The organism is Delftia tsuruhatensis (assembly GCF_903815225.1).
GTDB classification, from domain to species: Bacteria; Pseudomonadota; Gammaproteobacteria; order Burkholderiales; family Burkholderiaceae_C; genus Comamonas; species Comamonas tsuruhatensis_A.
The window spans coordinates 3,197,277-3,219,570 of the sequence record NZ_LR813084.1 but is presented as its reverse complement, the minus strand read 5'-3'; the positions used below and the strand labels follow the sequence as shown (position 1 = coordinate 3,219,570).

Annotated in this window: 22 protein-coding genes and 1 riboswitch; of the genes, 11 read left to right on the top strand and 11 right to left on the bottom strand. The window is 68.2% G+C overall.

Going from position 1 to position 22,294, the window contains the following annotated elements; genetic code table 11:
- Positions 1-34: 34 nt before the first annotated feature.
- Positions 35-1,072: a cupin domain-containing protein gene (locus L1Z78_RS14580; protein WP_234637122.1), complete on the bottom strand. Its 1,038-nt coding sequence runs from the start codon at positions 1,070-1,072 to the stop codon at positions 35-37.
- Between the two features lie 16 nt (positions 1,073-1,088).
- Positions 1,089-2,297, bottom strand: a complete 1,209-nt coding sequence (locus L1Z78_RS14575) for a 3-hydroxybenzoate 6-monooxygenase (protein WP_234637121.1) — start codon at positions 2,295-2,297, stop codon at positions 1,089-1,091.
- Between the two features lie 261 nt (positions 2,298-2,558).
- On the opposite strand from L1Z78_RS14575, the gene L1Z78_RS14570 reads away from it, so the two are divergent.
- The 3 genes from L1Z78_RS14570 (at position 2,559) to L1Z78_RS14560 (ending at position 5,080) form a co-directional block, all read left to right on the top strand.
- Positions 2,559-3,053 carry a MarR family winged helix-turn-helix transcriptional regulator gene (locus tag L1Z78_RS14570; protein ID WP_234637120.1) on the top strand — a complete coding sequence of 165 codons (495 nt, stop codon included), beginning with the start codon at positions 2,559-2,561 and terminating at the stop codon, positions 3,051-3,053.
- A gap of 16 nt (positions 3,054-3,069) precedes the next feature.
- Positions 3,070-3,972 (top strand): LysR family transcriptional regulator, encoded by a 903-nt coding sequence (locus L1Z78_RS14565; RefSeq protein ID WP_234637119.1) that lies wholly within the window; start codon positions 3,070-3,072, stop codon positions 3,970-3,972.
- Positions 3,973-4,048: 76 nt separating this feature from the next.
- A complete protein-coding gene (locus L1Z78_RS14560; protein WP_234637118.1) occupies positions 4,049-5,080 on the top strand; it encodes a patatin-like phospholipase family protein in 1,032 nt (343 codons plus the stop codon).
- 25 nt (positions 5,081-5,105) lie between these two features.
- On the opposite strand, the gene glyA is transcribed toward L1Z78_RS14560, so the two are convergent.
- The 4 genes from glyA to L1Z78_RS14540 form a co-directional block, all read right to left on the bottom strand.
- Positions 5,106-6,371: a serine hydroxymethyltransferase gene (glyA, locus tag L1Z78_RS14555; RefSeq protein ID WP_234637117.1), complete on the bottom strand. Its 1,266-nt coding sequence runs from the start codon at positions 6,369-6,371 to the stop codon at positions 5,106-5,108.
- Positions 6,372-6,488: 117 nt separating this feature from the next.
- Entirely contained in the window at positions 6,489-7,727 is a 1,239-nt protein-coding gene (locus tag L1Z78_RS14550) for an aspartate aminotransferase family protein (protein WP_234637116.1), read from the bottom strand.
- 39 nt (positions 7,728-7,766) lie between these two features.
- Entirely contained in the window at positions 7,767-8,615 is an 849-nt protein-coding gene (locus L1Z78_RS14545) for a YggS family pyridoxal phosphate-dependent enzyme (RefSeq protein WP_234637115.1), read from the bottom strand.
- A gap of 4 nt (positions 8,616-8,619) precedes the next feature.
- Positions 8,620-9,855 (bottom strand): benzoate/H(+) symporter BenE family transporter, encoded by a 1,236-nt coding sequence (locus L1Z78_RS14540; RefSeq protein WP_234637114.1) that lies wholly within the window; start codon positions 9,853-9,855, stop codon positions 8,620-8,622.
- Between the two features lie 189 nt (positions 9,856-10,044).
- On the opposite strand from L1Z78_RS14540, the gene L1Z78_RS14535 reads away from it, so the two are divergent.
- Positions 10,045-11,544, top strand: coding sequence for a PLP-dependent aminotransferase family protein (locus L1Z78_RS14535; protein ID WP_234637113.1), 1,500 nt, complete (start codon positions 10,045-10,047; stop codon positions 11,542-11,544).
- Positions 11,545-11,565: 21 nt separating this feature from the next.
- Here the strand turns inward: L1Z78_RS14535 and L1Z78_RS14530 are convergent, their stop codons facing one another.
- Entirely contained in the window at positions 11,566-12,846 is a 1,281-nt protein-coding gene (locus L1Z78_RS14530) for a serine hydroxymethyltransferase (RefSeq protein WP_234637112.1), read from the bottom strand.
- A 540-nt stretch (positions 12,847-13,386) separates the two neighbouring features.
- Here L1Z78_RS14530 and L1Z78_RS14525 point away from each other — a divergent pair.
- From L1Z78_RS14525 to L1Z78_RS14510, 4 genes are all read left to right on the top strand, one after another.
- Positions 13,387-14,349 (top strand): AurF N-oxygenase family protein, encoded by a 963-nt coding sequence (locus L1Z78_RS14525; protein ID WP_234637111.1) that lies wholly within the window; start codon positions 13,387-13,389, stop codon positions 14,347-14,349.
- Positions 14,346-15,392 (top strand): 2Fe-2S iron-sulfur cluster-binding protein, encoded by a 1,047-nt coding sequence (locus L1Z78_RS14520; RefSeq protein ID WP_234637110.1) that lies wholly within the window; start codon positions 14,346-14,348, stop codon positions 15,390-15,392. Before L1Z78_RS14525 ends, L1Z78_RS14520 begins: the two co-directional genes overlap by 4 nt.
- A 46-nt stretch (positions 15,393-15,438) precedes the next feature.
- Positions 15,439-16,143, top strand: coding sequence for a glutamine amidotransferase (locus L1Z78_RS14515; RefSeq protein WP_234637109.1), 705 nt, complete (start codon positions 15,439-15,441; stop codon positions 16,141-16,143).
- Positions 16,144-16,232: 89 nt separating this feature from the next.
- A complete protein-coding gene (locus tag L1Z78_RS14510; protein WP_234637108.1) occupies positions 16,233-16,601 on the top strand; it encodes an antibiotic biosynthesis monooxygenase family protein in 369 nt (122 codons plus the stop codon).
- Positions 16,602-16,627: 26 nt separating this feature from the next.
- Here L1Z78_RS14510 and L1Z78_RS14505 read toward each other — a convergent pair whose 3' ends face one another.
- On the bottom strand, positions 16,628-17,134 hold the full coding sequence (locus tag L1Z78_RS14505) for a GNAT family N-acetyltransferase (RefSeq protein ID WP_234637107.1): 507 nt from the start codon (positions 17,132-17,134) through the stop codon (positions 16,628-16,630).
- 110 nt (positions 17,135-17,244) lie between these two features.
- Here L1Z78_RS14505 and L1Z78_RS14500 point away from each other — a divergent pair, with 110 nt between their 5' ends.
- Complete coding sequence (locus tag L1Z78_RS14500) at positions 17,245-17,565, top strand: heavy metal-binding domain-containing protein (RefSeq protein ID WP_012205554.1); 321 nt, start codon at positions 17,245-17,247, stop codon at positions 17,563-17,565.
- Positions 17,566-17,576: 11 nt separating this feature from the next.
- On the opposite strand, the gene L1Z78_RS14495 is transcribed toward L1Z78_RS14500, so the two are convergent.
- Positions 17,577-18,521, bottom strand: coding sequence for an ABC transporter substrate-binding protein (locus tag L1Z78_RS14495; protein ID WP_234637106.1), 945 nt, complete (start codon positions 18,519-18,521; stop codon positions 17,577-17,579).
- Positions 18,522-18,538: 17 nt separating this feature from the next.
- On the bottom strand, positions 18,539-20,428 hold the full coding sequence (locus L1Z78_RS14490) for a TonB-dependent receptor domain-containing protein (protein ID WP_234637105.1): 1,890 nt from the start codon (positions 20,426-20,428) through the stop codon (positions 18,539-18,541).
- 69 nt (positions 20,429-20,497) lie between these two features.
- Positions 20,498-20,725: riboswitch (cobalamin riboswitch) on the bottom strand.
- Between the two features lie 95 nt (positions 20,726-20,820).
- Between L1Z78_RS14490 and L1Z78_RS14485 the strand changes: the two genes are divergently transcribed.
- Positions 20,821-21,210 (top strand): hypothetical protein, encoded by a 390-nt coding sequence (locus L1Z78_RS14485; RefSeq protein ID WP_234637104.1) that lies wholly within the window; start codon positions 20,821-20,823, stop codon positions 21,208-21,210.
- Between the two features lie 34 nt (positions 21,211-21,244).
- Positions 21,245-21,439, top strand: coding sequence for a helix-turn-helix transcriptional regulator (locus L1Z78_RS14480; RefSeq protein WP_234637103.1), 195 nt, complete (start codon positions 21,245-21,247; stop codon positions 21,437-21,439).
- Between the two features lies 1 nt (position 21,440).
- Here L1Z78_RS14480 and L1Z78_RS14475 read toward each other — a convergent pair whose 3' ends face one another.
- On the bottom strand, positions 21,441-22,247 hold the full coding sequence (locus L1Z78_RS14475) for a sulfite exporter TauE/SafE family protein (RefSeq protein ID WP_234637102.1): 807 nt from the start codon (positions 22,245-22,247) through the stop codon (positions 21,441-21,443).
- Between the last annotated feature and the right edge of the window lie 47 nt (positions 22,248-22,294).

Genomic DNA, 22,294 nt, shown 5'->3' with positions numbered 1-22,294 from the left:
GGTGCTGGCAATGGATGGCAAAGAGAAAACGGGTTCAGGACCGGACTTCGTACAGCCCGAGCTTGCGGTGCAGCGGGGCCTCGTCGGCCAGGAAGAGGAAGGCAGGCTCTCTGGCGCTGGTGTTGTGCAGCGTGGCGGGCGCCCAGCCGGGCACGCAGCAGGTGTCGGCCGTGGCCAGGTCGAAATGGCGGTCCACGGCGGCCACGCTGGCGCCGCCCTCGATCACATGGATCACGCAGGCCGGCGAGCGGGCGGGTAGCTGCAGCGCCTGGCCCGGGCGCAGCATCAGCGCGTAAAAGCCCAGGATGTTTTCGCAGTCGGCCCCGGTCTCGGGGTTGGTATAGGTGAGCTGAAGGCAGTCCAGGTCCGGCCGGTCGGCGGCCAGTTCCAGCAGCGCGGCGCGCGCATCCTTCCACGGGTAGCGCAGCATGGGGTAGGCCTTGGCGCTGCGCGCGAACACCTGCGTGGGGGCCAGGCCGCCGCGCGCATAGGCACGGTCGCCACGGCCGGGCAGGGCGGGCTGGCGCGGGCCGTCCACGTGGTAGGTGACTTCCAGGTAGTAGGCCAGGGGCAGGTCCAGCACATCAAGCCAGACCACGGGCTCGTCACCGTCGTGGCCATGCTCGTGCCACAGGCCCGTGGGCGTGAGGATGAGATCGCCGCGCTCCATGGGGCATTTCTCGCCATCGACCGTGCTCCAGGCGCCTTGCCCCTCCACCACCATGCGCACGGCGTTGGGCGTGTGGCGGTGCGAGGGTGCCCACTCGCCGGGCAGCAGCAACTGCATGCCCAGGTAGATGGAGGCGCTGGCCTGCATCTTCTCCAGGCCATGGCCGGGGTTGGCCAGCACCAGCACGCGACGCTCGGCCTTTTCGATGGGCGTCAGCTCGCCGGCCTGCATCAGCAGCGGGCGGATGCTCTGGTAGGGCCAGGCGACGGGCTGGGTGCGCGGGCGCGGCGTGTGCGGCGGCATCACGTTGCGCAGGCTGGGCCACAGCGGCACCAGGTTGTTGCGCGTGAGTTCGTCGCGGTAGTCCTGGGGCAGGTCTTCCAGGCGGCCAAGTTCTTGCATGGCGGTCTCCTTGTGTTCAGTCTTCGGCGAGGCAGTTTTCGGCCTTCCAGCCGTACAGCCATTCCATGGCGTCGTAGAAACGCTCGGGCGTGCGGCCCTTCCAGAGGTCGTTGCGCACCAGGCGCTCCACGCCGCTGGCGTGGAAGATGCGGCCCATCTCGCGGGCGGACAGCACCACGCGCGCCGTGCGCGCAATGCGCGAGCGCTCGTACAGCTGCAGTGCCCGTGGCCAGTCGTTGCCGCAGCGCTTGAGCGCCTCGCCCAGCGTCACCGCGTCTTCCAGCGCCATGCAGGCGCCCTGGGCGATGTACTGCAGGGTGGGGTGGGCCGCATCGCCCAGCAGCGTGGCGCGGCCAAAGCTCCAGCGGCCCGTGGGCTCGCGGTCGGCCGTGGCCCAGCGCTTCCAGCTGTTGGGCAGGTCGATGAGCTGGCGCGCGCGCGGGCAGCAGTCGCCGTAGTAGCTTTGCACCTCTTCGCGGCTGCCTTCGCGCACGCCCCATTCCTCCTGCTCACGGCTGTGGAATGTGACGACCACGTTGTATTGCTCGCCGCCGCGCAGCGGGTAGTGCACCAGGTGGTAGTTGGGGCCGACCCAGATGCTGGCGGCATTCCAGCGCAGGTCCTCGGGGAAGTCGTTCTTCTGCACCACGGCGCGGTACACCACATGGCCGGAGACGCGCGCCGCATCGCCCACGTACTGCTGGCGCACCACGGACTTCACGCCATCGGCGCCGATCAGCGCCTGGCCTACATGGAGGCGGCCATGCTGGTCGCGCACGGTGACGGTGTCGCCCTCCTGCTGCACGGACTCGATGCGCGTGCCCGTCAGCGTCTCTATCGCCCCATGGGCGCGGGCGCTTTCGAGCAGCGAAGTGTGGATGTCGGCCCGGTGGATCACCGCATAGGGATTGCCGAAGCGTTCGCGAAAGGCCGTGCCCGTGGGGATGCGGCCGATCAGGCGTTCGTCCAGCGCATCGTGCATGACCATCTCGTCGGTATGGACGGCCCGGCCGTTTGCCAGCTCGCCCATGCCCAGCGCGTCGAAGGCGGCAAAGGCATTCGGACCCAGCTGGATGCCGGCGCCGATCTCCCCCAGTTGCGGGGCCTGCTCCAGCACCTTGACGGCTAAGCCCTGGCGCGCCAGCGCGAGGGCCGCAGCCACGCCGCCGATGCCGCCGCCGGCCACCAGGACGGGCAGCGAACGGGAAGGATTGCTTGTGCTCATGTGTCTCCTGTCTGCGTGGGGCCTCGGCAACTCTGCATCGCGGGCCATTCATGTATATAAAGAGTATGCTGATGATCAGTGTAGTTTTTATATGGCACGGAATCACATCGGGTTTTCCCGTTGCGCAGAACGGGCGCGCCGCTGCGCCACAATCGATCTGCCAGGGCCCCGGCATTCATGCGAACATGCCGGCGGCCCTGCGGGGGCATGCCTGCAAGGCGCATGTCCGCAGGGGACAGAGACAACACACAGCGCAACGCCATGGATCACCAACCTGCAGAACTGGAAAACTATCCCGGCTACCATATCCGCCGCCTCCAGCAGATCGCTGTCGCGGTCTTCATGGAGGAGACGCAGCCCTTCGGCGTCACTCCCGTGCAGTACGCCGCGCTGTCGGCCGTGCTGCGCCAACCCGGCGTGGACCAGCGCACGCTGGCACGGCTGATCGGCTTCGACACCTCGACCATCGGTAGCGTCATCGACCGGCTGGAAGCGCGGGGACTCATGGTGCGCAACAGCAGTCCCACCGATCGGCGCGTGCGCCTGCTGTCGGTGACCCAGGAGGGCCGCGCCCTGCTGGTGGCGGCCGAGCCCTCGGTGCTGCGGGCCCAGCAGCGCATGCTGGAGCCGCTGGCCGATGACCGGCGTGCGCTGTTCATGGAGATGATGGCCGTCCTGGTCCACCAGAACGATGAGTTGGCGCGTGCGCCCACGGCCGTGACGGCGCGCGCGACGCCTCGCCCTGCGGACGGCTGAAGCGGTCCGGCTGCCCATGGACTGGGATCATCTGCGTTTCTTCGGCGAGCTTGCCCGCAGCGGCAGCATGGCCGCCGCCGCCCGGCGCCTGGGCGTGGAACACACCACGGTGTCACGGCGCATCCAGGCGCTGGAAAAGCAGCTGGGCGCCGTGCTCCTGGAGCGGGAAGGCGGCCAATGGCGGGCCACCGAGGCCGGCCGCCAGCTGCTGGGCGTGGCGGACGCCATGCAGCAGGCCGCTGCCCGGCTGGAGCACATGCCGCTGGCGGCGGAGGCCGCCAGCCAGGGGCCTGCGGGCCTGGTGCGCGTGGGGGCCACGGAAGGCTTCGGGACGCAGTTGCTGGCCCCGCAACTGGCCACGCTGACCCTGCGCCACCCGTTGCTGAGCATCGATCTGCTGGCGCTGCCACGCCTGCTGCACCTGTCACGGCGCGAGGCGGACATCGTGATCTCGCTGGAGCGGCCCACGCGCGGCTCGGCCGTTGTCACCAAGCTGGCCGACTACCGGCTCTTTCTCTACGGCCAGCGCGAGTACCTGGCCCGCCGTCCGCTGGTCGCACGCACCGAGGACCTGCGCCACCACAGCTTCATCCACTACGTGGACGACCTGCTGTTCACGCGCGAGCTGCAGTTGCTGTCCACGCTGTTCCAGCCCGAGCGCTTTGCCTTTCGCAGCACCAGCATCACGGCCCAGTACGAGGCCGTGCGCGCCGGCGCGGGCCTGGCCGTGCTGCCGGCCTTCATCGCCGACCGGGACCCCGTGCTCAGCCGCGTGCTCCCGGGCCAGGCCTGCTTCACGCGCACCTTCTGGATGAGCATGCCCTCGGACGCGCGCCGGGTGCCGCGCATCGAGGCGGTCTGGGGCTTTCTGCGCGAGGCCGTGCAGGGGATGGGGGAGCTGCTGCGTCCCAGAGCCTGACAGGCCGGGCCGGTCAAGCCCCTGCCGCTATACTGCCCGCCCCGAATCTCGTCATCCGACAGCAGGATCTCCCGGCATGCGCCTGAAAGCCTTTTTGCGTCCACTGGTGTGCCTGAGCCTGGCCGGTCTGGCCGCTTGCGGCAGCAACCCGCCCAGCCCCTCGGCCGCCACGCCTGAATCCACGCCCGTCACCGCGGCCGCGCCGATCCGGATCGGCCTGGCCCTGGGGGGTGGGGCCGTCAAGGGCTTTGCCCACATCGGTGTCATCAAGATGCTGGAGGCCAATGGCTTCACGCCCGCCGTGGTGGCGGGCACCAGCGCGGGCAGCGTGGTCGGGGCCCTGTATGCGGGCGGCATGAACGCCTTCGAGCTGCAGGAAAAGGCCGTGGCCCTGGATGAAACCCGGATCCGTGACCTGCAGCTGTCCTCGGGCGGGCTGCTGGTGGGCCAGAAGCTGGAGGACTATGTGAACGAGCAGGTGGGCCGCAAGCCGCTGGAGCAGCTGGCCAAGCCCTTCGTGGCCGTGTCCACGCGCCTGGAGGATGGCGAGCGCACCGTGTTCGCCCGCGGCAACACAGGACAGGCGGTGCGCGCCTCCAGCAGCATCCCGGGCGTGTTCCAGCCGGTGGCCATCGGCAAATACCATTTCGTCGACGGAGGCATCACCAGCCCCGTGCCCGTGGATGCGGCCCGCCAATTGGGCGCCGACGTGGTCATTGCCGTGGACATCTCCAACAAGGCGCGGGGCAAGACGCCCGAGAACATGCTGGGCGCACTGGGCCAGTCCATCGCCATCATGGGCCAGAAGCTGGGCCAGGCCGAGCTGGCCCGTGCCGACATCACCATCCGTCCCAAGGTCCTGGACATCGGCCCGGCCGATTTCACCCAGCGCGCCAGCGCCATCCTCGAAGGCGAGAAGGCCGCCATGGCCGCGATGCCCCAGATCCGCGAACGCATCGCCCAGCTGCAGGCCGAGCGCGCCAAGGCCGCCCAGCTGGCCCAGCAAAAAGCGGTCGAAGCCCAGCGCCAGGCCTGTCTGGACGGCCGCTCGCGCATGCAGAAGCTGGCCGAGATGGCAGGAATGGACGGGGCCTGCGCCCAACCCTGACGCCCCGGGTGCCCGGGGCGCAGCTTCATCCGTAGACCGGGTGGCGCCGGCACAGCGCCGTGACCTGTTCGCGGATCCGGGCGCTCACTGCGGGCAGATCGTTGCGGCCCAGCGCGTCCAGCACGTCGCACAGCCAGCCGGCGAGCTGCCGGCATTCGTTCTCGCCAAAGCCCCGTGTGGTGACGGCTGGCGTGCCTATGCGCAGGCCCGAGGTCACGAACGGCGAGCGCGGGTCGTTGGGCACACTGTTCTTGTTCGTGGTGATGCGGGCCTCGGCAAGGGCCGCATCCGCCTCCTTGCCGGTATAGGCCCTGTCGGACAGATCGATCAGCATCAGGTGGTTGTCGGTGCCGCCGGAGACGATGCGATAGCCGCGCTGCTGGATCACATCGGCCATGGCGCGGGCATTGGCCAGGACCTGCTGCTGGTAGATCCTGAACTGGGGCAGCAGAGCCTCCTTGAAGGCGACGGCCTTGGCGGCGATCACATGCATCAGCGGACCACCCTGGACGCCGGGGAAGACGGCCGAGCTCAGGCGCCGGTTGAAGCTCTCGTCCTGGCCCTTGGTGAGGATCAGGCCGCCGCGCGGTCCGCGCAGTGTCTTGTGCGTGGTGCTGGTGACCACATGCGCGTGGGGCAGGGGGCTGGGGTACTGGCCCGCGGCGACCAGGCCGGCCACGTGGGCCATGTCCACCCAGAACACGGCGCCCACCTTGTCGGCGATGGCGCGCATGCGGGCCCAGTCCTTGTGGCGCGAATAGGCCGAGAAGCCCCCGATGAGCATGCGGGGACGGTGCTCCAGCGCGATGCGCTCCATCTCGTCGTAGTCGATCAGGCCCGTGGCAGGGTCCAGCCCGTAGGGGACGATGCGGTAGTGGCGGCCCGAGAAATTTGACGGGTTGCCATGCGTCAGGTGGCCGCCCTGGGCCAGGTTCATGCCCATGACCGTGTCGCCGGGCTGGGCCAGTGCCAGGAATACGGCGGCGTTGGCCTGCGCGCCGGCGTGGGGCTGGACATTCGCGTAGTCGCAGTCGAACAGCGCCATGGCGCGTTCGATGGCAAGCCGCTCGGCCACATCCACGTTTTCGCAGCCGCTGTAGTAGCGCTTGCCGGGGTAGCCCTCGGCGTACTTGTTGGTGAAGACCGAATCTTGCACGGCCATCACCAGGGGGCTGGCGTAGTTCTCCGATGCGATCAATTCCACATGGTCTTCCTGGCGGCGCTGTTCGTTCTGCATGGCCTGGGCCAGGCGCAGATCGAAGTCGGCAAGGGTCTGGGTGCTGTCGTACATGGGTTCCTGTCTCCTGTGAGCGGGACGAAGAAGGCCTGGGCGAACCCAGGCCGGTGCGTGGTGGTCGCGGGTGGTTGGCGGCTGGTGGTCTGTTGCGGACCCTGGCGGCGTCCGTGGCTACGCTGCGGCCAGATGGTCAGCCGCCTGCAGGATGGAGGGCGTGTCTGCCGTCGGCGCCAGCAGGCGCGCGACGCGGGCCACGATCTCGTCGATCTGGGCTTCGTCGCAGATGAGCGGCGGCAGCAGGCGGATCGTGCTCTCGCGTGTCACCGTGATCAGCAGGCGCTGCTGCGCCAGTGCCTGTGCCACCAGGGCCTGGCAGTTGTGGTTCAGCTCGATGCCCGCCATCAGGCCCTGGCCGCGCACCGCCAGCACGTCGGGGTGGCCGTGCAGCGCCTGGTGCAGTCCGTTGAGCAGGCGACGCCCCAGCCGCCTGGCCCGGGCGGGAATGTCCTCCCGCTCCATGATGTCCAGCACGGTGCAGCCGACGCGGCAGGCCAGCGGATTGCCGCCGAAGGTGGAGCCGTGCTGGCCCGGCGAGATCAGGCCTGCGGCAGGCCCCCGCGCCAGGCAGGCACCTATGGGCATGCCGTTGCCCAGCGCCTTGGCCAGGGTCATCACATCGGGCACGATGCCCGCGTGCTGGTGGCCGAACCAGGCGCCGGTGCGCCCCATGCCGGCCTGGATCTCGTCGAGCATCAGCAGCCAGCCGTGCGCGTCGCAGAGGCCGCGCAACTGGCGCAGGTAGTCGGCGCCGGCCACGCGGATGCCACCCTCGCCCTGCACGGGCTCGATCAGCACGGCCACGATGTCGTCGTGCCGGGCGGCGGCGTGGCGCACGGCCTCGATGTCGTCGTAGGGCACGCGGACGAAGCCCGGCATCAGCGGCTCGAACCCGCGTTGCTTGGCCGGGTTGCCCGTGGCCGACAGCGTGGCCAGCGTGCGCCCGTGAAAGCCGTTGTCCATGACCAGAATCTGCGGGCGTGCGACCTGCCTGGCGTGGCCATGCAGCCTGGCCAGCTTGAGCGCGGCCTCGTTGGCCTCCGCGCCCGAGTTGCAGAAAAAGGCCGTCTGCATGCCGGCCAGGCGGCACAGCCGTTCGCCCAGGCGCTCCTGCCAGTCGATGCGAAAGACGTTGGAGGTGTGCAGCAGCAGGCCGGCCTGCTCGGCGATGACGGCGGCGATCTCGGGATGGGCATGGCCCAGGCTGGTCACGGCCACGCCGGCGATGGCGTCCAGGTATTCGGTGCCCTGCGCGTCCCAGAGCAGGGCGCCCCGTCCGCGCACGAAGGAGACCGGCTGGCGGGCATAGGCCCGCATCAGGGAAGAGTCGGGTGATGTCATGTCTTTTTGCATGGTGTGGTCCTCAGGGTTGAATCGATGCGGGGGCGCGGCTCAGGGCAGCGCCGGGTCCGGGCCGCCGGCGGGCCAGTAGAAGCTGTCGGGCTGGGCGCGGGCGCCGAAGATGGCCTGGCCCACGCGCACCACGGTGGCGCCTTCCTCGATGGCGATCTCGAAGTCGCCCGACATGCCCATGGACAGCTCGTCCAGCGCAATGCCGACGGGCGCATCCTGGCGCAGCCGCTCGCGCAGGTCGCGCAGCAGCACGAAGCACCGGCGCACGCGCTCGGCCTCGCTGGAGAACAGCGCCAGCGTCATCAGGCCGCGCACCCGCAGTGCCGTGAAGCCGGGCAGCGCCTGCACGAAATCCGGAACTTCATCGGGCGGCAGGCCGTATTTGCTGGCCTCGCCCGAGGTGTTGACCTGCACGAACACATCCAGCGCGCGGCCTTCGGCCTGCAGGCGGCGGTCCAGCGCCTCGGCCACGCGCAGGTTGTCCAGTGCCTGGAACTCGCTGGCAAAGCGGGCCACCAGCTTGGCCTTGTTGGTCTGCAGATGGCCGATGACGGACCATTGCAGGTCGGCCAGGTCCTGCATGGACTCCCATTTGCCGTAGGCCTCCTGCACCTTGTTCTCGCCCAGCATGCGACAGCCCGCGGCATGGGCCAGGCGCAGGCTGGCCTCGGGCTTGGTCTTGCTGACCGGCAGCAGGCGCACGTCGCGGGGATCGCGCCCCACGCGGCGGCAGGCTGCGGCAATGCGCTCCTGCACGGTGGCCAGGTTGTGAAGGAAGTCCTCGACGGTCTCGGCCTGGGGGTAGCGGCCGTGCTGGTCGTGGCGGGTCAGGGTGTCGCCTGCGTCAGAGGCGGCGCCCGGGAAGTGTGCGGCGATGGTGGAAAGCATGGTCTCAGCTCCTCTTGATGGCGGCTTCGGTGCCGCTCTGGCGCAGGGCGCGGTGCGGCCATTGGCCATTGAGCACGGCGTGGGCCACGAGGCCGATCACCAGCCCCCAGAACGCACCGCCTATGCCCAGCATGGTGATGTTGGCCGCAGCGGCCAGGAAGGTGATCAGCGAGGCCTCGCGGGTGCTGGCATCGGCCAGGGCGCTGGACAGGCTGCCGCCGATGGTGCCCAGCAGCGCCAGGCCCGCCAGCGTGGTGATGAAGGTGGCCGGAAAGGCCATGAAGACGGCCGCCAGCGTGACCCCGAACACGCCTACGAGGATGTAGAACACCCCCGCCGCGATGCCCGCGATCCAGCGCCTGGACGGCTGCTCGTGCGCTTCCTTGCCGGTGCAGATGGCAGCGGTGATCGCCGCGATGTTGAAGGCGTGCGAGCCGAAGGGCGCCATCAGCAGCGAGCCCAGGCCGGTCAGCGTGACGATGGGGTTGGCACTGGTCTTGAAGCCGTCGTTGCGCAGCACCAGCATGCCGGGCATGTACTGGCCCGTCAGCGTGATCAGGAACAGCGGCAGGGCCACGCTCAGCAGCGCGTTGAGCGTGAACTCGGGCCTGGTGAACACCGGCGCGGCCAGGCGCAGTTCCAGCCCGGACAGATCGACGCGGTCCTGTGCAAGAAGGAAAGCCAGCCCCAGCGCCAGGATGCCGACCACGGCATAGCGTGCCGTCAGCCGCTTTAGCACGACATAGGCCACGATCAGCAGGCCGGCCAGGGCCGGGTCCACGCTCATGCCGCCGAAGGCCTTGATGCCGAACTGCAGCAGGATGCCGGCCAGCAGCCCCGAGGCCACGCCCGGGGGGATCAGCTGGATCACGCGCTCGAACCAGCCCGACAGGCCAAGCACCACGAAGGCGGCCGCCGAGACCACGTAGGCGCCCACGGCCTCGGCATAGGGCGTGGTGGCCAGGGCGGTCACCAGGAAGGCGGCGGCCGGGGTGGACCAGGCGGTGATGATGGGTTCGCGCGACAACCAGCTCAGGACCAGACCGGTCACGCCCACGCCGATCGAAATGGACCAGACCCAGGAGGCCGTGAGCTCCGGGCTCAGTCCCGCCACCTTGGCAGCCTGGAAGACCAGGATGAAGGTGCCTCCGTAGTTGACGATGACCGAAATCAGTCCGGCCACCACCGGGTGGATGAGGTCGCTGAATCGAAGAGGGGGTTGCGTATCGGAGGATGGCATGGCGTTCTCGGTTGCTTTGGGGTGGGATGCTTTGCAGGGGGCGAAGTGGTTTTTATAGCGATGGAGTGGACTATCGGGTCAATACACTTTTTCCTGATGTTTCAGACCACTTTGAGCGAGGTCCACGGTCTGTGCCTCGTTAGAATGGCCTGCCATATGGATGGGTGAGAGTGAAGAGGAGCAGACCGCATGAGCAAGACCTTCGAGTTGGAGACCCTCAAGATCCGGATGGGAGATGCGGACCTGCGCCAGCTGGATCTGCACCAGCGGGTGCAGCGCGCCATGCGTGCGCTCATCCTCGATGGCGCATTGCTGCCGGGCCTGAAGCTGCCGGCCACGCGGTCGCTGGCGGATTCGCTGGGCATTGCCCGCGATACGGTGGAGAACGCCTACACGCAGCTGCACCGGGATGGCTTCATCGTCCGTCGCCAGGGCTCGGGCAGCTACGTGTCCGAGACCATCGGCACGCGGCTGCATGGCCGGGCGGCCCGGCGCGCCAGACCACTCGAGCATGAGCGCAGCGTGCCGGTGGCCGGTGCCGGGTTGAGCCGGCGCGGGCAGGCCATCGTCGACGGCGGCGGCATCACCGACCAGCAGACCATCCGGGCTTTCGCCACGGGATTGCCGGAGACGCGCACCTTCCCCACCGACGTATGGGAGCGGCTGCAGCGCCAGGCGCTCAAGGACTACCGCGCCAGCGTCCTGCTGCATGGCGATCCGCAGGGCGCCGAGCCGCTGCGCAAGGCGATTGCCACCTACCTGAATCTGGAGCGCGGCGCCAAGGTGGAGGCCGGGCAGATCGTGGTGCTCAGCAGCACCCGTCAGGCCCTGTTCCTGTGCGCGCAGCTGCTGGTGGATGCGGGCCGGCCCATCCTGCTGGAAAACCCCGGCTACTTCGGTGCCAGGAAAGCCTTCGAATCGGCCGAGGCCAGGGTCCTGCCCATCGACGTGGATGCCCAGGGCATACGCACGGACCTGCTGCGCGCCGACCGCAGCGGCGCCAGCTGCGTCTATGTGACGCCATCGCACCAGTACCCCACGGGTGTCACCATGTCGCTGGAACGCCGGCTGGAGCTGATCGGCTGGGCCGCCGACAACGGGCGCTGGATCATCGAGGACGACTACGACAGCGAGTTCCACTACGACGGCATGCCCACGGCCTGCGTGCAGGGGCTGGACAAGTGCGCCCGCACCATCTACATCGGCACCTTCAGCAAGACGCTGTACCCGGGCCTGCGCATGGGCTACATGGCCTTGCCCCCGGAGCTGGTACGGGCCTTCGCCCAGGCGCGCAGCATCATGGACGGCCACACGCCGCAGATCCAGCAGCTGACGCTGGCGCGCTTCATGGAGGATGGGCACTACAACTCGCATGTGCGGGCCATGCGCAAGCTGTATGCGGGCCGGCGCGAGGTCATCCTCGAATCCATAGGCCGTCACCTGGCAGGCATCGTCACGGCGCCCCGACCCGAGGGAGGCATGCAGGTGCCCTGCCTGCTGGAGCCAGGCTGGTCGGAGGAGGACACCATGCGCCGGGGGGCGGCCGCCGGCGTGCTGCTGCAAGGCCTGAGCCGGCTGTATGCGGGAGGACAGCCTCGGCCGGGCTGGCTGCTGGGCTACGCCTCGCTCACGGCCTATGAGATCGAGGCGGCCGTGCTGCGCCTGTCCAATGCGCTGCGCAAGCGGTGAAAGTGCGGTGCGCTGCATGCCTCAATACGGCAGGGGAAAACGACCGGTCAGGTCGGACACGCCTTCGTGGATGGACTTGAGCGTGCGTGCGTTCATGGTGCCGGCGCGGATGCCACCCAGCGTCGCGAGGATCATGTCGCCGATCTCCTGGAACTCGTCGGCGCCCATGCCGCGCGTGGTGCAGGCCGCGCTGCCCACGCGTATGCCCGAGGCGACCAGCGGGCGGGCACCATCGCCCGGCACGGCGTTCTTGTTGACGGTGATGCCTATGCCCTCCAGCGCTGTCTCCGCCGCCTTGCCCGTCAGCTCCCAGGGGCGCAGGTCGATCACGCCCAGATGGCTGTCCGTCCCACCCGACACCACGGACAGGCCGCCCTGGGCCAGCCGGTCGCACAGGATCCGGGCGTTGTCCACGACGGCCCGCGCATAGGTGCGAAAGGACGGCTGCAGCGCCTCGCCCAGCGCCACGGCCTTGGCCGCGACCGCATGCATCAGCGGCCCCGATTGCAGGCCCGGAAAGACGGCGGCATCGATGCGCCGGGCGATCTCGCGGTCGGACGTGAGGATCATGCCGCCGCGCGGGCCGCGCAGCGTCTTGTGCGTGGTGGTCGTGGTGACATGGGCATGGTCCACGGGCGAGGGAAACACCCCCGCGGCGACCAGGCCCGCCACATGGGCGATGTCGGCCATGAAGAGGGCACCCACCTCGTCCGCGATGCGCCGGAATTCGCCGAAGTCCATGACCCGTGAGTAGGCGGAGCCGCCCGCGATGATGAGCCGGGGGCTCTCCTGCCTCGCGATGCGCCGGACCTCGTCCATGTCGATGCGCTGGGACATGGGGTCCACCTCGTAGCTGACCGAGCGGAACCATTTGCCCGACACGCTCACCCTGGAGCCATGCGTCAGGTGGCCGCCCGAGCGCAGATCCAGTCCCATGATCGTGTCTCCGGGTTCCAGGAAGGCGAGGTAGACGCCCTGGTTGGCCTGGCTGCCGGAATGCGGCTGCACGTTGGCGTGGGTGCAGCCGAACAGCTGTCTGGCACGGGCGATGGCCAGGCTTTCCACGGCATCGGCATGGGCGCAGCCCCCGTAATAGCGAATGCCTGGATAGCCTTCGGCATATTTGTTGTTCAACACCGAGCCTTGCGCCTCCAGGACGGCCCGGCTGACGAAATTCTCCGAGGCGATCAATTCAATGGAGCGTGACTGGCGTATGCGCTCCGCATCTATCGCCTCCCAGGCCTCACTGTCCGCCTGCTGAAGATCCAGTGAATTGACTTTGGGAAGCAGGAAATCGTCCATATCGCATTGACTGTGAAGGCGGGGAAAACGTGGGGCGGGTTTCATATTCCTTGAAACTCCAGGCTGCATCGGAAATGGAGCAGTCTACAAAGAACCGCAGTTGCGCCTCCTACCATGTTTCATGTTTATGGCAGACCAATTAAGGTGGCATGCCAATTGATTGCATTGGGGGATCATGCGCAGAGCGTGGCTGGACAAAGCCTGGGTTGCGAGGGAGTACTTCGGGTCCGTATGAGGGAGATAGGGCGGGCGATTCGGAAAAGCGGTCTGGTACGGTGCGTCAAATAGGTCTGATCGTGCTCAATTCGCATACCTAGAATTCGCCGCCAGACCTTGAAAGTAATGGCTGCATGCAAATGCTGTATTCGTGAAAAAAGGTTCCGGTCGATTACGCCAGAATGGAATATGACAGAGCCAAGAAAACCATGACGACGTATCCGGCGCAGTGTGCCAATGGCATTCACGACGGATGAGCGGCAGGGGGGCGGGAATCGCCGATTTGATTCAAATCAAGGTAGTTCGATCACATGGAGGTGAAGCATGAAACCGAATGTCTCTGAAACCGATGATGCCGTGCGCGATGCGCTGAAGAAGCTGTCCATGCTCTGGAAAACCAGGGCGGCCGTGAACCAGGACCTGCCCGACTACTGCGGGCTGGCCTTCGACCCGGCCAGAAAGGATTTCACCGCCTCGCTGCTGCCTTTCCGCGATCACCAGGCGTGGCGCGAGGCGCCGCAGGACCTGAAGGACCGGTGTCTGTCCTATGCCTGGGGCATCTACAACCTCAAGACCATCTACATCGAGTGCAACGTGGTCACTCCGGCCTGCGAGGACATCATCAAGACGCCGCCGCCCAGCGCCAACCGCGCCCTGCTGCAGGACGTGATGTCCCAGGCCCTGCTGGATGAGGCACTGCACACGCGCATGTCCATCATGGCCTGCAACTACATCTATGAAATGCGCGGCCTGCCGCCGCTGGAGTATTCCGACTTCAACCTCGTCGGCTGGCGCAACGGCGTGCTGGCCCAGTGTGGAGCCGAATGGGAGCGGCGCCTGGCGCGGTTCGCCATTGCCTGCGCCAGCGAAACCCTGATCACCGACTACCTCAAGACCATGGCCGAGGACCGCTCCATCCAGCCCATCTGCCACGAGGTCACGCGGACCCACGCCGTGGACGAGTGGAGCCACTCCAGTGTCTTCAGCTCCGTGGCCACCGACATCGTCCAGGGACTGAGCAACCGCGAGCGCTCCTACCTGCGCTCCATCATCCTCAAGACCGTGCAGATGTTCGCCAACAACGAGCTGGGCGCATGGTCCACGGTCTTCTCGATGGTCGGCCTGCCCGGGGCGCGTGACATCCTGCACGACGTGGGCGACAGCAACGAGATCGGCGTCTACACCGACTCGGTCCAGGCCCTGATCGACCGTATCGGCCTGGCCGGGCGCAACCTGGGTGGCGACGTGGCCCTGGTGTCCTCGGTCTACGAGGGGATGCGCGCATGAGCACCGTGATCCAGGCACGCTGCGAGGCGGTCCAGACACAGGCGGGCGGCGTGAGGGTCTACACCCTGCGCGCGCTGGATGCACCGGCACCGTTCCTCGACAGCCTGCGCCCGGGGCGGCACGCCGCCTTGCAACACCCCGACGCCAGCGGCCTCGTCCAGGAGCGGCTGTACTCCATTACCCGCCAGGGGGAGGGCGGGCTGTTCGAGATCGCTGTCAAGAGTTCGGGGCGCGGCAGTGTCTCCGACCACATGCACGCGGTGCTGGGCGAGGGCTGCGTGCTTCCCGTCAACCACGTGTCCGGCGAAATCACCGCCGATCTGCTGCTGGGCCTGGACTCGCTGGCCATGCTGGCCGGTGGCATCGGCCTGACCCTGCCTCTGGCGCTGTTGCGTGAACTGGAGCGCCTGGAGCGCGGAGGCCGGCGCGTGCCGCGCACCACGCTGCTGCTGTGCTTCCCCCGCATTGGCGACATCCCGTTCCTGGAGGAGCTGCGGCAACTGGCCGCCTCGGCGGACTGGTTCGAGCTGCGCATCCACATCACGCGGGAAGACATCGCCGCCCATGGCCCTTTCGTGCCCGGTCGTCCCTCCCAGGATTGCCTGCGGGCCCTGGGCGAGCCCCAGGCCGTGGTCATCTGCGGCGGCCATGCCTTTGCGCAGACCTTCCGCGAACACGCGCGGGCCTGCTTTCCTGGCGCCATCCAGCACATCGAGGCCTTCACGCCGCCGGCAGCGGCTGCCGTGCAGGCAGGTGAAGCACCGCAGGCGTGCAGGCTGGAGATCGCGCACAGCGGGCAGATCATCGAGGCCCGGTCCGGCCAAAGCCTGCTGGAAATCCTGGAAGGTGTGGGCGTGGCGATCCGAAGCCAGTGCCGTGCCGGCATCTGCGGCAGTTGCCGCATCCGCGTCAGAGGCGGAAGCTCGCGGCTGGAAGCCGACTTCTGCCTCAGCGACAAGGAAAAGGACGCGGGCTACGCGCTGGCCTGCTGCACTTTCCCCACATCCGGCCACATATCCATCGACCTCAAGCCCGGTGCGTAGCACCGGGCGCGCGATCCGCCACCTGACTTTTCCGGAAAACCATCGCATGAAAAAAGCCATTGCACTGCGCCACATCCACTTCGAAGACCTCGGCACCCTGCATGCCGAACTCGCCGATCACGGCTACGAGGTGCAGTATGTGGACCCCACCGTGGGACCGCTGGACACCCTGGACCTGGCCCGTGCCGACCTGCTGGTCGTGCTGGGCGGCCCCATCGGGGCCTATGACGAGGCCCTTTACCCCTTCGTCGCGCAGGAACTCGCCCTCGTGCGCCGCTGGCTCGACGGCGGCAAGCCGCTGCTGGGCATCTGCCTGGGGGCGCAATTGATCGCACGCGCCCTGGGGGCCCGGGTCTATCCGCTGGGCGTCAAGGAAATCGGCTTCTCGCCCCTGACCCTCAGCGATGCGGGCCTGGCCTCGCCCCTGGCCAGGCTCGATGGCGTGCCCGTGCTGCACTGGCATGGCGACCAGTTCGACATTCCCGAAGGCGCGGTGCATCTGGCCAGTACGCCCATAGGTGCCAACCAGGCCTTTTCCGTGGGCACCCAGGTCCTGGGTCTGCAGTTCCATCTGGAGGCCGATGCCGCCCGGCTGGAGCGCTGGCTGGTCGGCCATGCCTGCGAGCTGGGCGCGGCGGGGGTGGACCCACGCACCCTGCGCGCCGACGCCCAGAAATACGGCGGCCTGCTGGCGCTGGCCGCGCATGGCGTGCTCGCCGGCTGGCTGGCGAATCTGGCCGGCCGGCGCTGACCGGCCGGCCTGCCCACCCGTTTCCCCACGCCGCAGCCGCCGCCCCTGGCGGTTGCGGGATGTTTGTTCCATAAGAAGGAGAGTCGAAGATGGTAGTCGTGTTGTTCGAACTGCAGGCCATGCCCGGCCAGAACCAGACCTATGTGGACCTGGTCAACAAGCTCACCCCCATGCTCAAGCCCATGGAGGGCTTCATTTCCGTGGAATGCTTCCAGAGCACGCTCAACCCGGAAAAGGTCATGTCCGTCACCACCTGGCGCGACGAGGAGGCCGTCGTCCAATGGCGCAATGTCGAGGCCCACCTCTCCGCCCAGCGCGCCGGCCGCGACAAGATCTTCAAGGACTACCGCGTGCGTGTGACCCAGGTCCTGCGCGACTATGGCCTGCATGACCGCGCGCAGGCGCCGGCGGACAGCATCATGGGACACGCGGGCGGTTGCCCGGTCAGCCACGCCTGAAGTGGCTGCAGGGCGGGCGCGGCGGCTCAACCAGGACCCAGCGCCCGCTCCATGGTCTGCGCCATGCAGTGGCTGCCCTCGCGCAAGGGCTCGGGCAGGCCCACCGGCACGAAGCCCAGGGCCAGGTACAGGCGCATGGCTGGGGTGTCCCCGACCGTCACGCCCAGGCGCGCACGCCTTGCGCCCGCCTGGGCCGCCCAGGACAGCGCGGCTTGCAGCAGCGCCCGTCCCGCGCCTTTCCCGCGCGAGGCGGGCGCCACCCACATCTGATAGAGATCGGCCCTGCCGGGTTCGTCCATGGACAGCTTGCACCACAGCAGGCCGCAGGGCGTGTCTCCGTCGAAGGCCAGCAGCAGCCGGTCGCGCTCCGAAGACGCGGCCATTGCCGCGCGTGCGGACCAGGCCTCGTCGGTTCTCCCCACTTCCTGGGCATGCGTGCTGCCGAAGGCGTCCGGGCTGTCGAGCAGGGCGCGCAGGCGCAGGTCGCGGTAGTGGGGCCAGGCGTGGATTTCAATGGGATGGATGGAGATCATGCGCAGAAGATGGTTGCAGGCCGATGCTGCCACAGCTGACCCCTGGTTTGCCGGACAGGCATGCAGGCATGGCAGACTGGCCTTCGTTGTCCAACCCGAGAGGAATCCACATGATCATCACCACCACCCCCCAGATCGAAGGCCGACGCATCACCCGCTACTGCGGCGTGGTCGCGGGGGAGGCCATCCTGGGGGCCAATGTGTTCAAGGATCTGTTTGCCGGCTTGCGTGACATCGTGGGCGGGCGGTCGGCCACCTATGAGCGCGAGTTGCAGCGGGCGCGCGAGATCGCGCTCAAGGAGCTGGAGGAGCGCGCCCAGGAGCTGGGTGCCAATGCCGTGGTTGGCGTGGACCTGGACTATGAGGTGCTCGGGCAGGGCAACGGCATGCTGATGGTGTCGGCCAGCGGCACGGCCGTGGTGCTGGAGTAGGCCGCACCCTGCTAGGGGCCGGGAGGTTGCCCGGCGCCCGGCTGCCCGGCGCCCGGCATTTCCAGGCAGCGGCCCAGTGCCCGCGCCGCCTCGCCCAGGCGCGGGCCGGGGCGTGAGACCACGTCGGTCTCGGCCAGGTCCAGTGCGCAGATGCGGCCTGAGCGCACGGCGGGGATGCGGCGCCAGCCCGGGCGTGCGGCAAAACGGGCTGAGGGCGTCGGCGGCGTGTGGATGATGAGCTCGGGCTGCTGGCGCAGTACGAACTCCGGCGTGATGCGCGGAAACGGACCCAGGTCTGCCGGGATCACGTTGCGCGCGCCCAGCCGCTGCAGCAGCTGGCCGATGAAGGAGCCTGGTCCCGCCGCATAGGGGGTGGCCTCGACCTCGAAATACACTTTCTGGCCCGCGGGTGCCCGTGCCGCAAGGTCGCGCACCTGGGCATCCACCTCGGACTGCATACGCGCCAGCAGGGCGGGCGCGCGCCGCGTCTGCAGCAACCGGTCCAGCGTGTGCAGCACCTGTTCCAGCTGCGCCAGGTCACTGGCGTCCAATGCCAGCACGGGGATGCCGAAGCGCTCCAGCTGCGCGATGGCGGGGGCCGAGTAGGCCATCAGCACCACATCGGGCCGCAGCCGCACGGCGGCCTCCACCAGCGGCGCGGAACTGCGGCCCAGCCTGGGCAGGCCATTGACGCGGGCCGGGTGATTGGAGAACTCGTCCACCCCCACGAGGCGTTCGCAGGCGCCGAGCGCGCACACGGACTCCGTCAGCGAGGGCAGGAGTGAGACGATGCGCTGCGGCGCGCGTGCCAGGCGCACCTGCCGTCCGCGCATGTCGGTGACGGTGTAGACCGGCGAGGCTTGGGAGGGGATGCCAGCGTCCGAGGCATCGTGCGCACGGGCGCCGCCCGCGCAGGCCAGCGCGGTGCTCAGCAGCAGAAGGTGCAGCAGGTGCATGGCGCGGCCTGGGCCTGTCAGGGCAGAGGTGTCCAGCGCATGCTGACAAACACCGTGCGGCCCGCGTTCGCGTAGCCGCGTGCGGGTGCGTAGGCGCGGTCGGCGATGTTGTTGACGCGGGCCAGCAGCGTCCACTGCCGCGTCAGCTGGCGCTGTGCGTACAGATTGACCACGCCATAGCCGCCGAGCCGCAGGGTGTTGGCCTCGTCTGCATAGCGGCCGCTGTAGAGCTGGGCCTCGCCGCCCAGCGTCCAGCCGGCCGCCTGGGTGTCGGCATTGAGCTTGAGCATGCGCTTGGAGCGGTAGGGCAGCAGCTTGCCGGTCTCCAGGTTCTCGGGGTTCATGAAGTCCAGCGAGGCGCCCAGGTTGGCGCTGCCCAGGCGCGTGCCGCCAGACACCGTCAGGCCGGTGATCTCCACGCTCTGCCAGTTGCGGTAGCAGTTGCAGGGAAGGGCGCTGTTCCAGTCGTAGGTGATCAGGTTCTTGAACTTGTTGCGGTAGACCACGGCCGAGAGGCGGTTGGCACCGGCCGCATAGTGCAGGCCGGTTTCCACGTTGGTGCTGCTTTCGGGCTTGAGGTCGGCCGCCGCCTGGCCGGTGAAGCGCTCGTACAGCGTGGGGGTTCTGAAGGCCGTACCGGCCGATGCCACCCAGCGCCAGCGCTCGTCGATCTGCAGGCCATAGCCCAGGCCGCCCGTGGTCTTGCTCTGCTGGTCGCGCACCTGGTCGTGGCGCAGGTTGGCGTCGAACTGGTGGCGGCCCTCGGTCAGGCGCCAGCCGGCCGACAGGGAGTTCTGCACGCGCCGGCTGTCGGTGTTCTGGGTCCAGGCGTAGTCGGTGTCGAGCCTGTCTTCACGGCGTTCCAGGTCCACGTTGAAACGGTGCTTGCCCAGCGTGAACAGGTTCTGCAGCAGGTAGTTGGTGGAGCGGCCCTTGGCGCTTTCGGGCGACTGGGTGTGGCGGTCGCTTTGGCTGTCGGTATGGGAGATCTGGACCACGCTCTTGTAGAGGGCGTTCCAGCCGGCCTGCCAGCGCAGGCTGCCGGTGGTGTTCTTGACCACGTCGTAGTCGTCGAAAGGCGGCGGGCTCTGGTCGTAGTGCGTGCGCAGGCGGCTGTACAGCAGGCTGGCGTCGATCTGGTGGATGCCTGCTTTGTAGCCCGCGTTCAGGCCCAGCGAGGTGTTGCTGTAGCCATCCTTGTCGGGGTTGGGCGAGAAGGTGTTGCCGGGGTAGACGTCGAAGCCGTCGCTGCGCTCGTCCGCCAGATTCAGCCCGTAGGTGAAGCCGCTGGCCGCGCCCTGGAAGCCCGTGGCGAGCTTGCTGGTGCCCTGGTTGCCGATGCCGGCCTCGGCATAGGCACGGGGCTGGCCGTCGGTAGGCCGCTTGGTGAAGATCTGGATCACGCCGCCCATGGCGTCGGAGCCATAGATGGCGGCGGCCGGGCCGCGCAGCACCTCGATGCGCTCGATCTGCGCCAGCGGCAGGGTGGACCAGACCGCGCCGCCCTGCAGTTCCTGCGAGCTGTAGCGAACGCCGTCGACGAACACGGCCGTGTGCTGGTTGCTGGTGCCGCGCAGGTAGACCGATGTGACCTGGCCCGGCCCGCCATTGCGGTTGATCTGCACGCCCGGCACCTGCACCAGCAGGTCGGCCACGCCGGTGGCGCCGCTGCGGGCAATGGTCTCTGCGTCGATCACGGTCATGTCGGCCGTGACGGTGCGCAGCGACTGCTCGCTGCGCGAGGCGGTGACGACCACGGTGTCCAGCTGCGAGGACTGGGTTTGCGCCTGGGCCTGGCAGGCCAGCAGCGAGGCCAGGGCCAGGGCAGACAGGGTGCGCTGTGCGCAGAAAGCCGGGGGCGAGCGAAGGGCGGCGCCGTGGGCGCGCGCGAAGGCGAGGGTGTGCATGGATGCGGACCAGTTGCGCGCCAGCGACCCCGCCGGCACGGAAACCAAAAAGACCGGCTGCGCTGCATGCGCGGCCGGCCGCCTGTTGGCCGGTATCCAGACTGGTGACGCACTCGCCAAGGCCTTCCCGGGCTGTACGCCCAGTGGCACGGGTTTGGCGGGGGCCGGTGCCATGCACGCGGCGTTTCACTCACTGTTGCGGGGGCAGTACATGCGGGCGGTTTGATCTGGCCGCCCCATGTTTCCCGTTTAACCGCAGCCCCTGGGGCTGCTGGCACCAACGGCGGCGATTGTACGGCGGGGCGTCCGGCAGGAGTGTAAAGCTTGCTTGACATGTCCTTGGTGGGCATCGCACAATGTCAAGCATCCTTTACACATGCCGAGATCCATCCATGAATCGAACCCTTGCCACCAACCGCCGCTATCAGAAGGAACTGGGATTTGCGCTGCTGCTGTACATGGCGCTGCTCGTCGGGGCGCTTGTGCTGAGTGCAGACATGGAGGCGGGAGCCGTGCGCACGGCGCTGCTGCTCAGCCCCATGCTGGCGTTTGCGCTGGCCGTGCGGGCCATCGTGCGGCTGGTGCGCGATACCGACGAGTTCCTGCGCAAGTCCATGCTGGAACAGCTGGCGATTGCAGCGGCAGGTACAGCGGGCATTACCTTCACCTACGGATTCCTGGAAATAGCTGGTTTTCCCAAGCTCAGCATGTTCATGGTGTGGCCCTTGATGGGGGGGCTGTGGGTGGCGGCTTCGGTGGTCCACTGGCTGCGCAGCCGATGAACCGCAGCCCCATGCCCGGGCCACTGCCTTCGCCATGAAAAACAGAATCCGCGCACTGCGCGCCGAGCGCGGCTGGAGCCAGGCGGCGCTGGCGGACCTGCTGGGTGTATCGCGCCAGACCGTCAATGCGATAGAGACGGGACGCTACGACCCCAGCCTGCCGCTGGCCTTCGCCATCGCCCGGGTCTTCGAGACCCGGATCGAGGCGATCTTCGAAGAAGAAGGCTGACTCAGGCCAGGACCATGACCAGCAGCACCAGGCCCAGCAACGCCAGATAGGCCTTGGCATGCAGGGCATCGGGAATGCGGCCGATGAGCGGCGCGGCCAGCCGGATGCCGCACCAGGAGCCGGCCGTCAGCACCGCGAAGGCCCGCAGGTCCACATAGCCCGCATGCCAAGGCCCCGGCGCTGCGTGGCGCGATGCCAGCATGTAGGCCGCGGTGCCCGCCACGGCCATGGGCAGGGACAGCGGGCTGGCCATGGCCGTGGCGGCCGCCATGCTGGCGCCGCGCCGGCGCATCAGCGGCACGGTCATCACGCTGCCGCCCACGCCCAGGAAGGCCGCAATCGCGCCAATCGCCAGACCTGCAATGGCGGCTGGCCTGCGGCCCATGGGCTGCAAGCGAGTGGTGGTGCCATGCACGAAGCCCGGGCGCAGCAGCGCATCGGCAATGGTCAGCGCCAGGTAGGCAATGAAAGCCCAGCGCACCCAGTCGCCGTTGAGCCAGGTGGCGACGGCGGCGCCCGCCACGGCGCCGACCGCGATGTAGCCGGCCAGTGGCCGCACCTGGTCCCAGGGCAGGGCGCCCGCGCGGTGCTGGCGCAGCGTGGCCATGGAGGCACCAAAAATCATCACGCAGGTGGAGGTGGCCACGGCAATGTGCATGGCAGCCTGGCCAACCGCAGAGTCCGCGCCGTGGATGGAGGTCAGCAGCGCATAAAGCAGCGGAACGGCCACGAAGCCGCCGCCAAAGCCGAAGAGCACGGTGGTCACGCCGGCAAGCACACCGAAAGCCAGCAGCAGGAGATGGAACACGAGCAGTCCTTTGAAAAAAAGATCAAGGACTGAACCTTAGGATGCTG

Coding starts and splice junctions, on each gene's coding strand:
- L1Z78_RS14500 (WP_012205554.1), top strand. CDS start 17,245: ATGATCATCACCACCACCCCCCAGATCGAAGGCCGACGCATCACCCGC.
- L1Z78_RS14515 (WP_234637109.1), top strand. CDS start 15,439: ATGAAAAAAGCCATTGCACTGCGCCACATCCACTTCGAAGACCTCGGC.
- L1Z78_RS14575 (WP_234637121.1), bottom strand. CDS start 2,297: ATGAGCACAAGCAATCCTTCCCGTTCGCTGCCCGTCCTGGTGGCCGGC.
- L1Z78_RS14570 (WP_234637120.1), top strand. CDS start 2,559: ATGGATCACCAACCTGCAGAACTGGAAAACTATCCCGGCTACCATATC.
- L1Z78_RS14485 (WP_234637104.1), top strand. CDS start 20,821: ATGAATCGAACCCTTGCCACCAACCGCCGCTATCAGAAGGAACTGGGA.
- L1Z78_RS14520 (WP_234637110.1), top strand. CDS start 14,346: ATGAGCACCGTGATCCAGGCACGCTGCGAGGCGGTCCAGACACAGGCG.
- L1Z78_RS14530 (WP_234637112.1), bottom strand. CDS start 12,846: ATGGACGATTTCCTGCTTCCCAAAGTCAATTCACTGGATCTTCAGCAG.
- L1Z78_RS14540 (WP_234637114.1), bottom strand. CDS start 9,855: ATGCCATCCTCCGATACGCAACCCCCTCTTCGATTCAGCGACCTCATC.
- L1Z78_RS14505 (WP_234637107.1), bottom strand. CDS start 17,134: ATGATCTCCATCCATCCCATTGAAATCCACGCCTGGCCCCACTACCGC.
- L1Z78_RS14490 (WP_234637105.1), bottom strand. CDS start 20,428: ATGCACACCCTCGCCTTCGCGCGCGCCCACGGCGCCGCCCTTCGCTCG.
- L1Z78_RS14580 (WP_234637122.1), bottom strand. CDS start 1,072: ATGCAAGAACTTGGCCGCCTGGAAGACCTGCCCCAGGACTACCGCGAC.
- L1Z78_RS14545 (WP_234637115.1), bottom strand. CDS start 8,615: ATGCTTTCCACCATCGCCGCACACTTCCCGGGCGCCGCCTCTGACGCA.
- L1Z78_RS14550 (WP_234637116.1), bottom strand. CDS start 7,727: ATGCAAAAAGACATGACATCACCCGACTCTTCCCTGATGCGGGCCTAT.
- L1Z78_RS14525 (WP_234637111.1), top strand. CDS start 13,387: ATGAAACCGAATGTCTCTGAAACCGATGATGCCGTGCGCGATGCGCTG.
- L1Z78_RS14510 (WP_234637108.1), top strand. CDS start 16,233: ATGGTAGTCGTGTTGTTCGAACTGCAGGCCATGCCCGGCCAGAACCAG.
- L1Z78_RS14560 (WP_234637118.1), top strand. CDS start 4,049: ATGCGCCTGAAAGCCTTTTTGCGTCCACTGGTGTGCCTGAGCCTGGCC.
- L1Z78_RS14480 (WP_234637103.1), top strand. CDS start 21,245: ATGAAAAACAGAATCCGCGCACTGCGCGCCGAGCGCGGCTGGAGCCAG.
- L1Z78_RS14565 (WP_234637119.1), top strand. CDS start 3,070: ATGGACTGGGATCATCTGCGTTTCTTCGGCGAGCTTGCCCGCAGCGGC.
- L1Z78_RS14495 (WP_234637106.1), bottom strand. CDS start 18,521: ATGCACCTGCTGCACCTTCTGCTGCTGAGCACCGCGCTGGCCTGCGCG.
- glyA (WP_234637117.1), bottom strand. CDS start 6,371: ATGTACGACAGCACCCAGACCCTTGCCGACTTCGATCTGCGCCTGGCC.
- L1Z78_RS14535 (WP_234637113.1), top strand. CDS start 10,045: ATGAGCAAGACCTTCGAGTTGGAGACCCTCAAGATCCGGATGGGAGAT.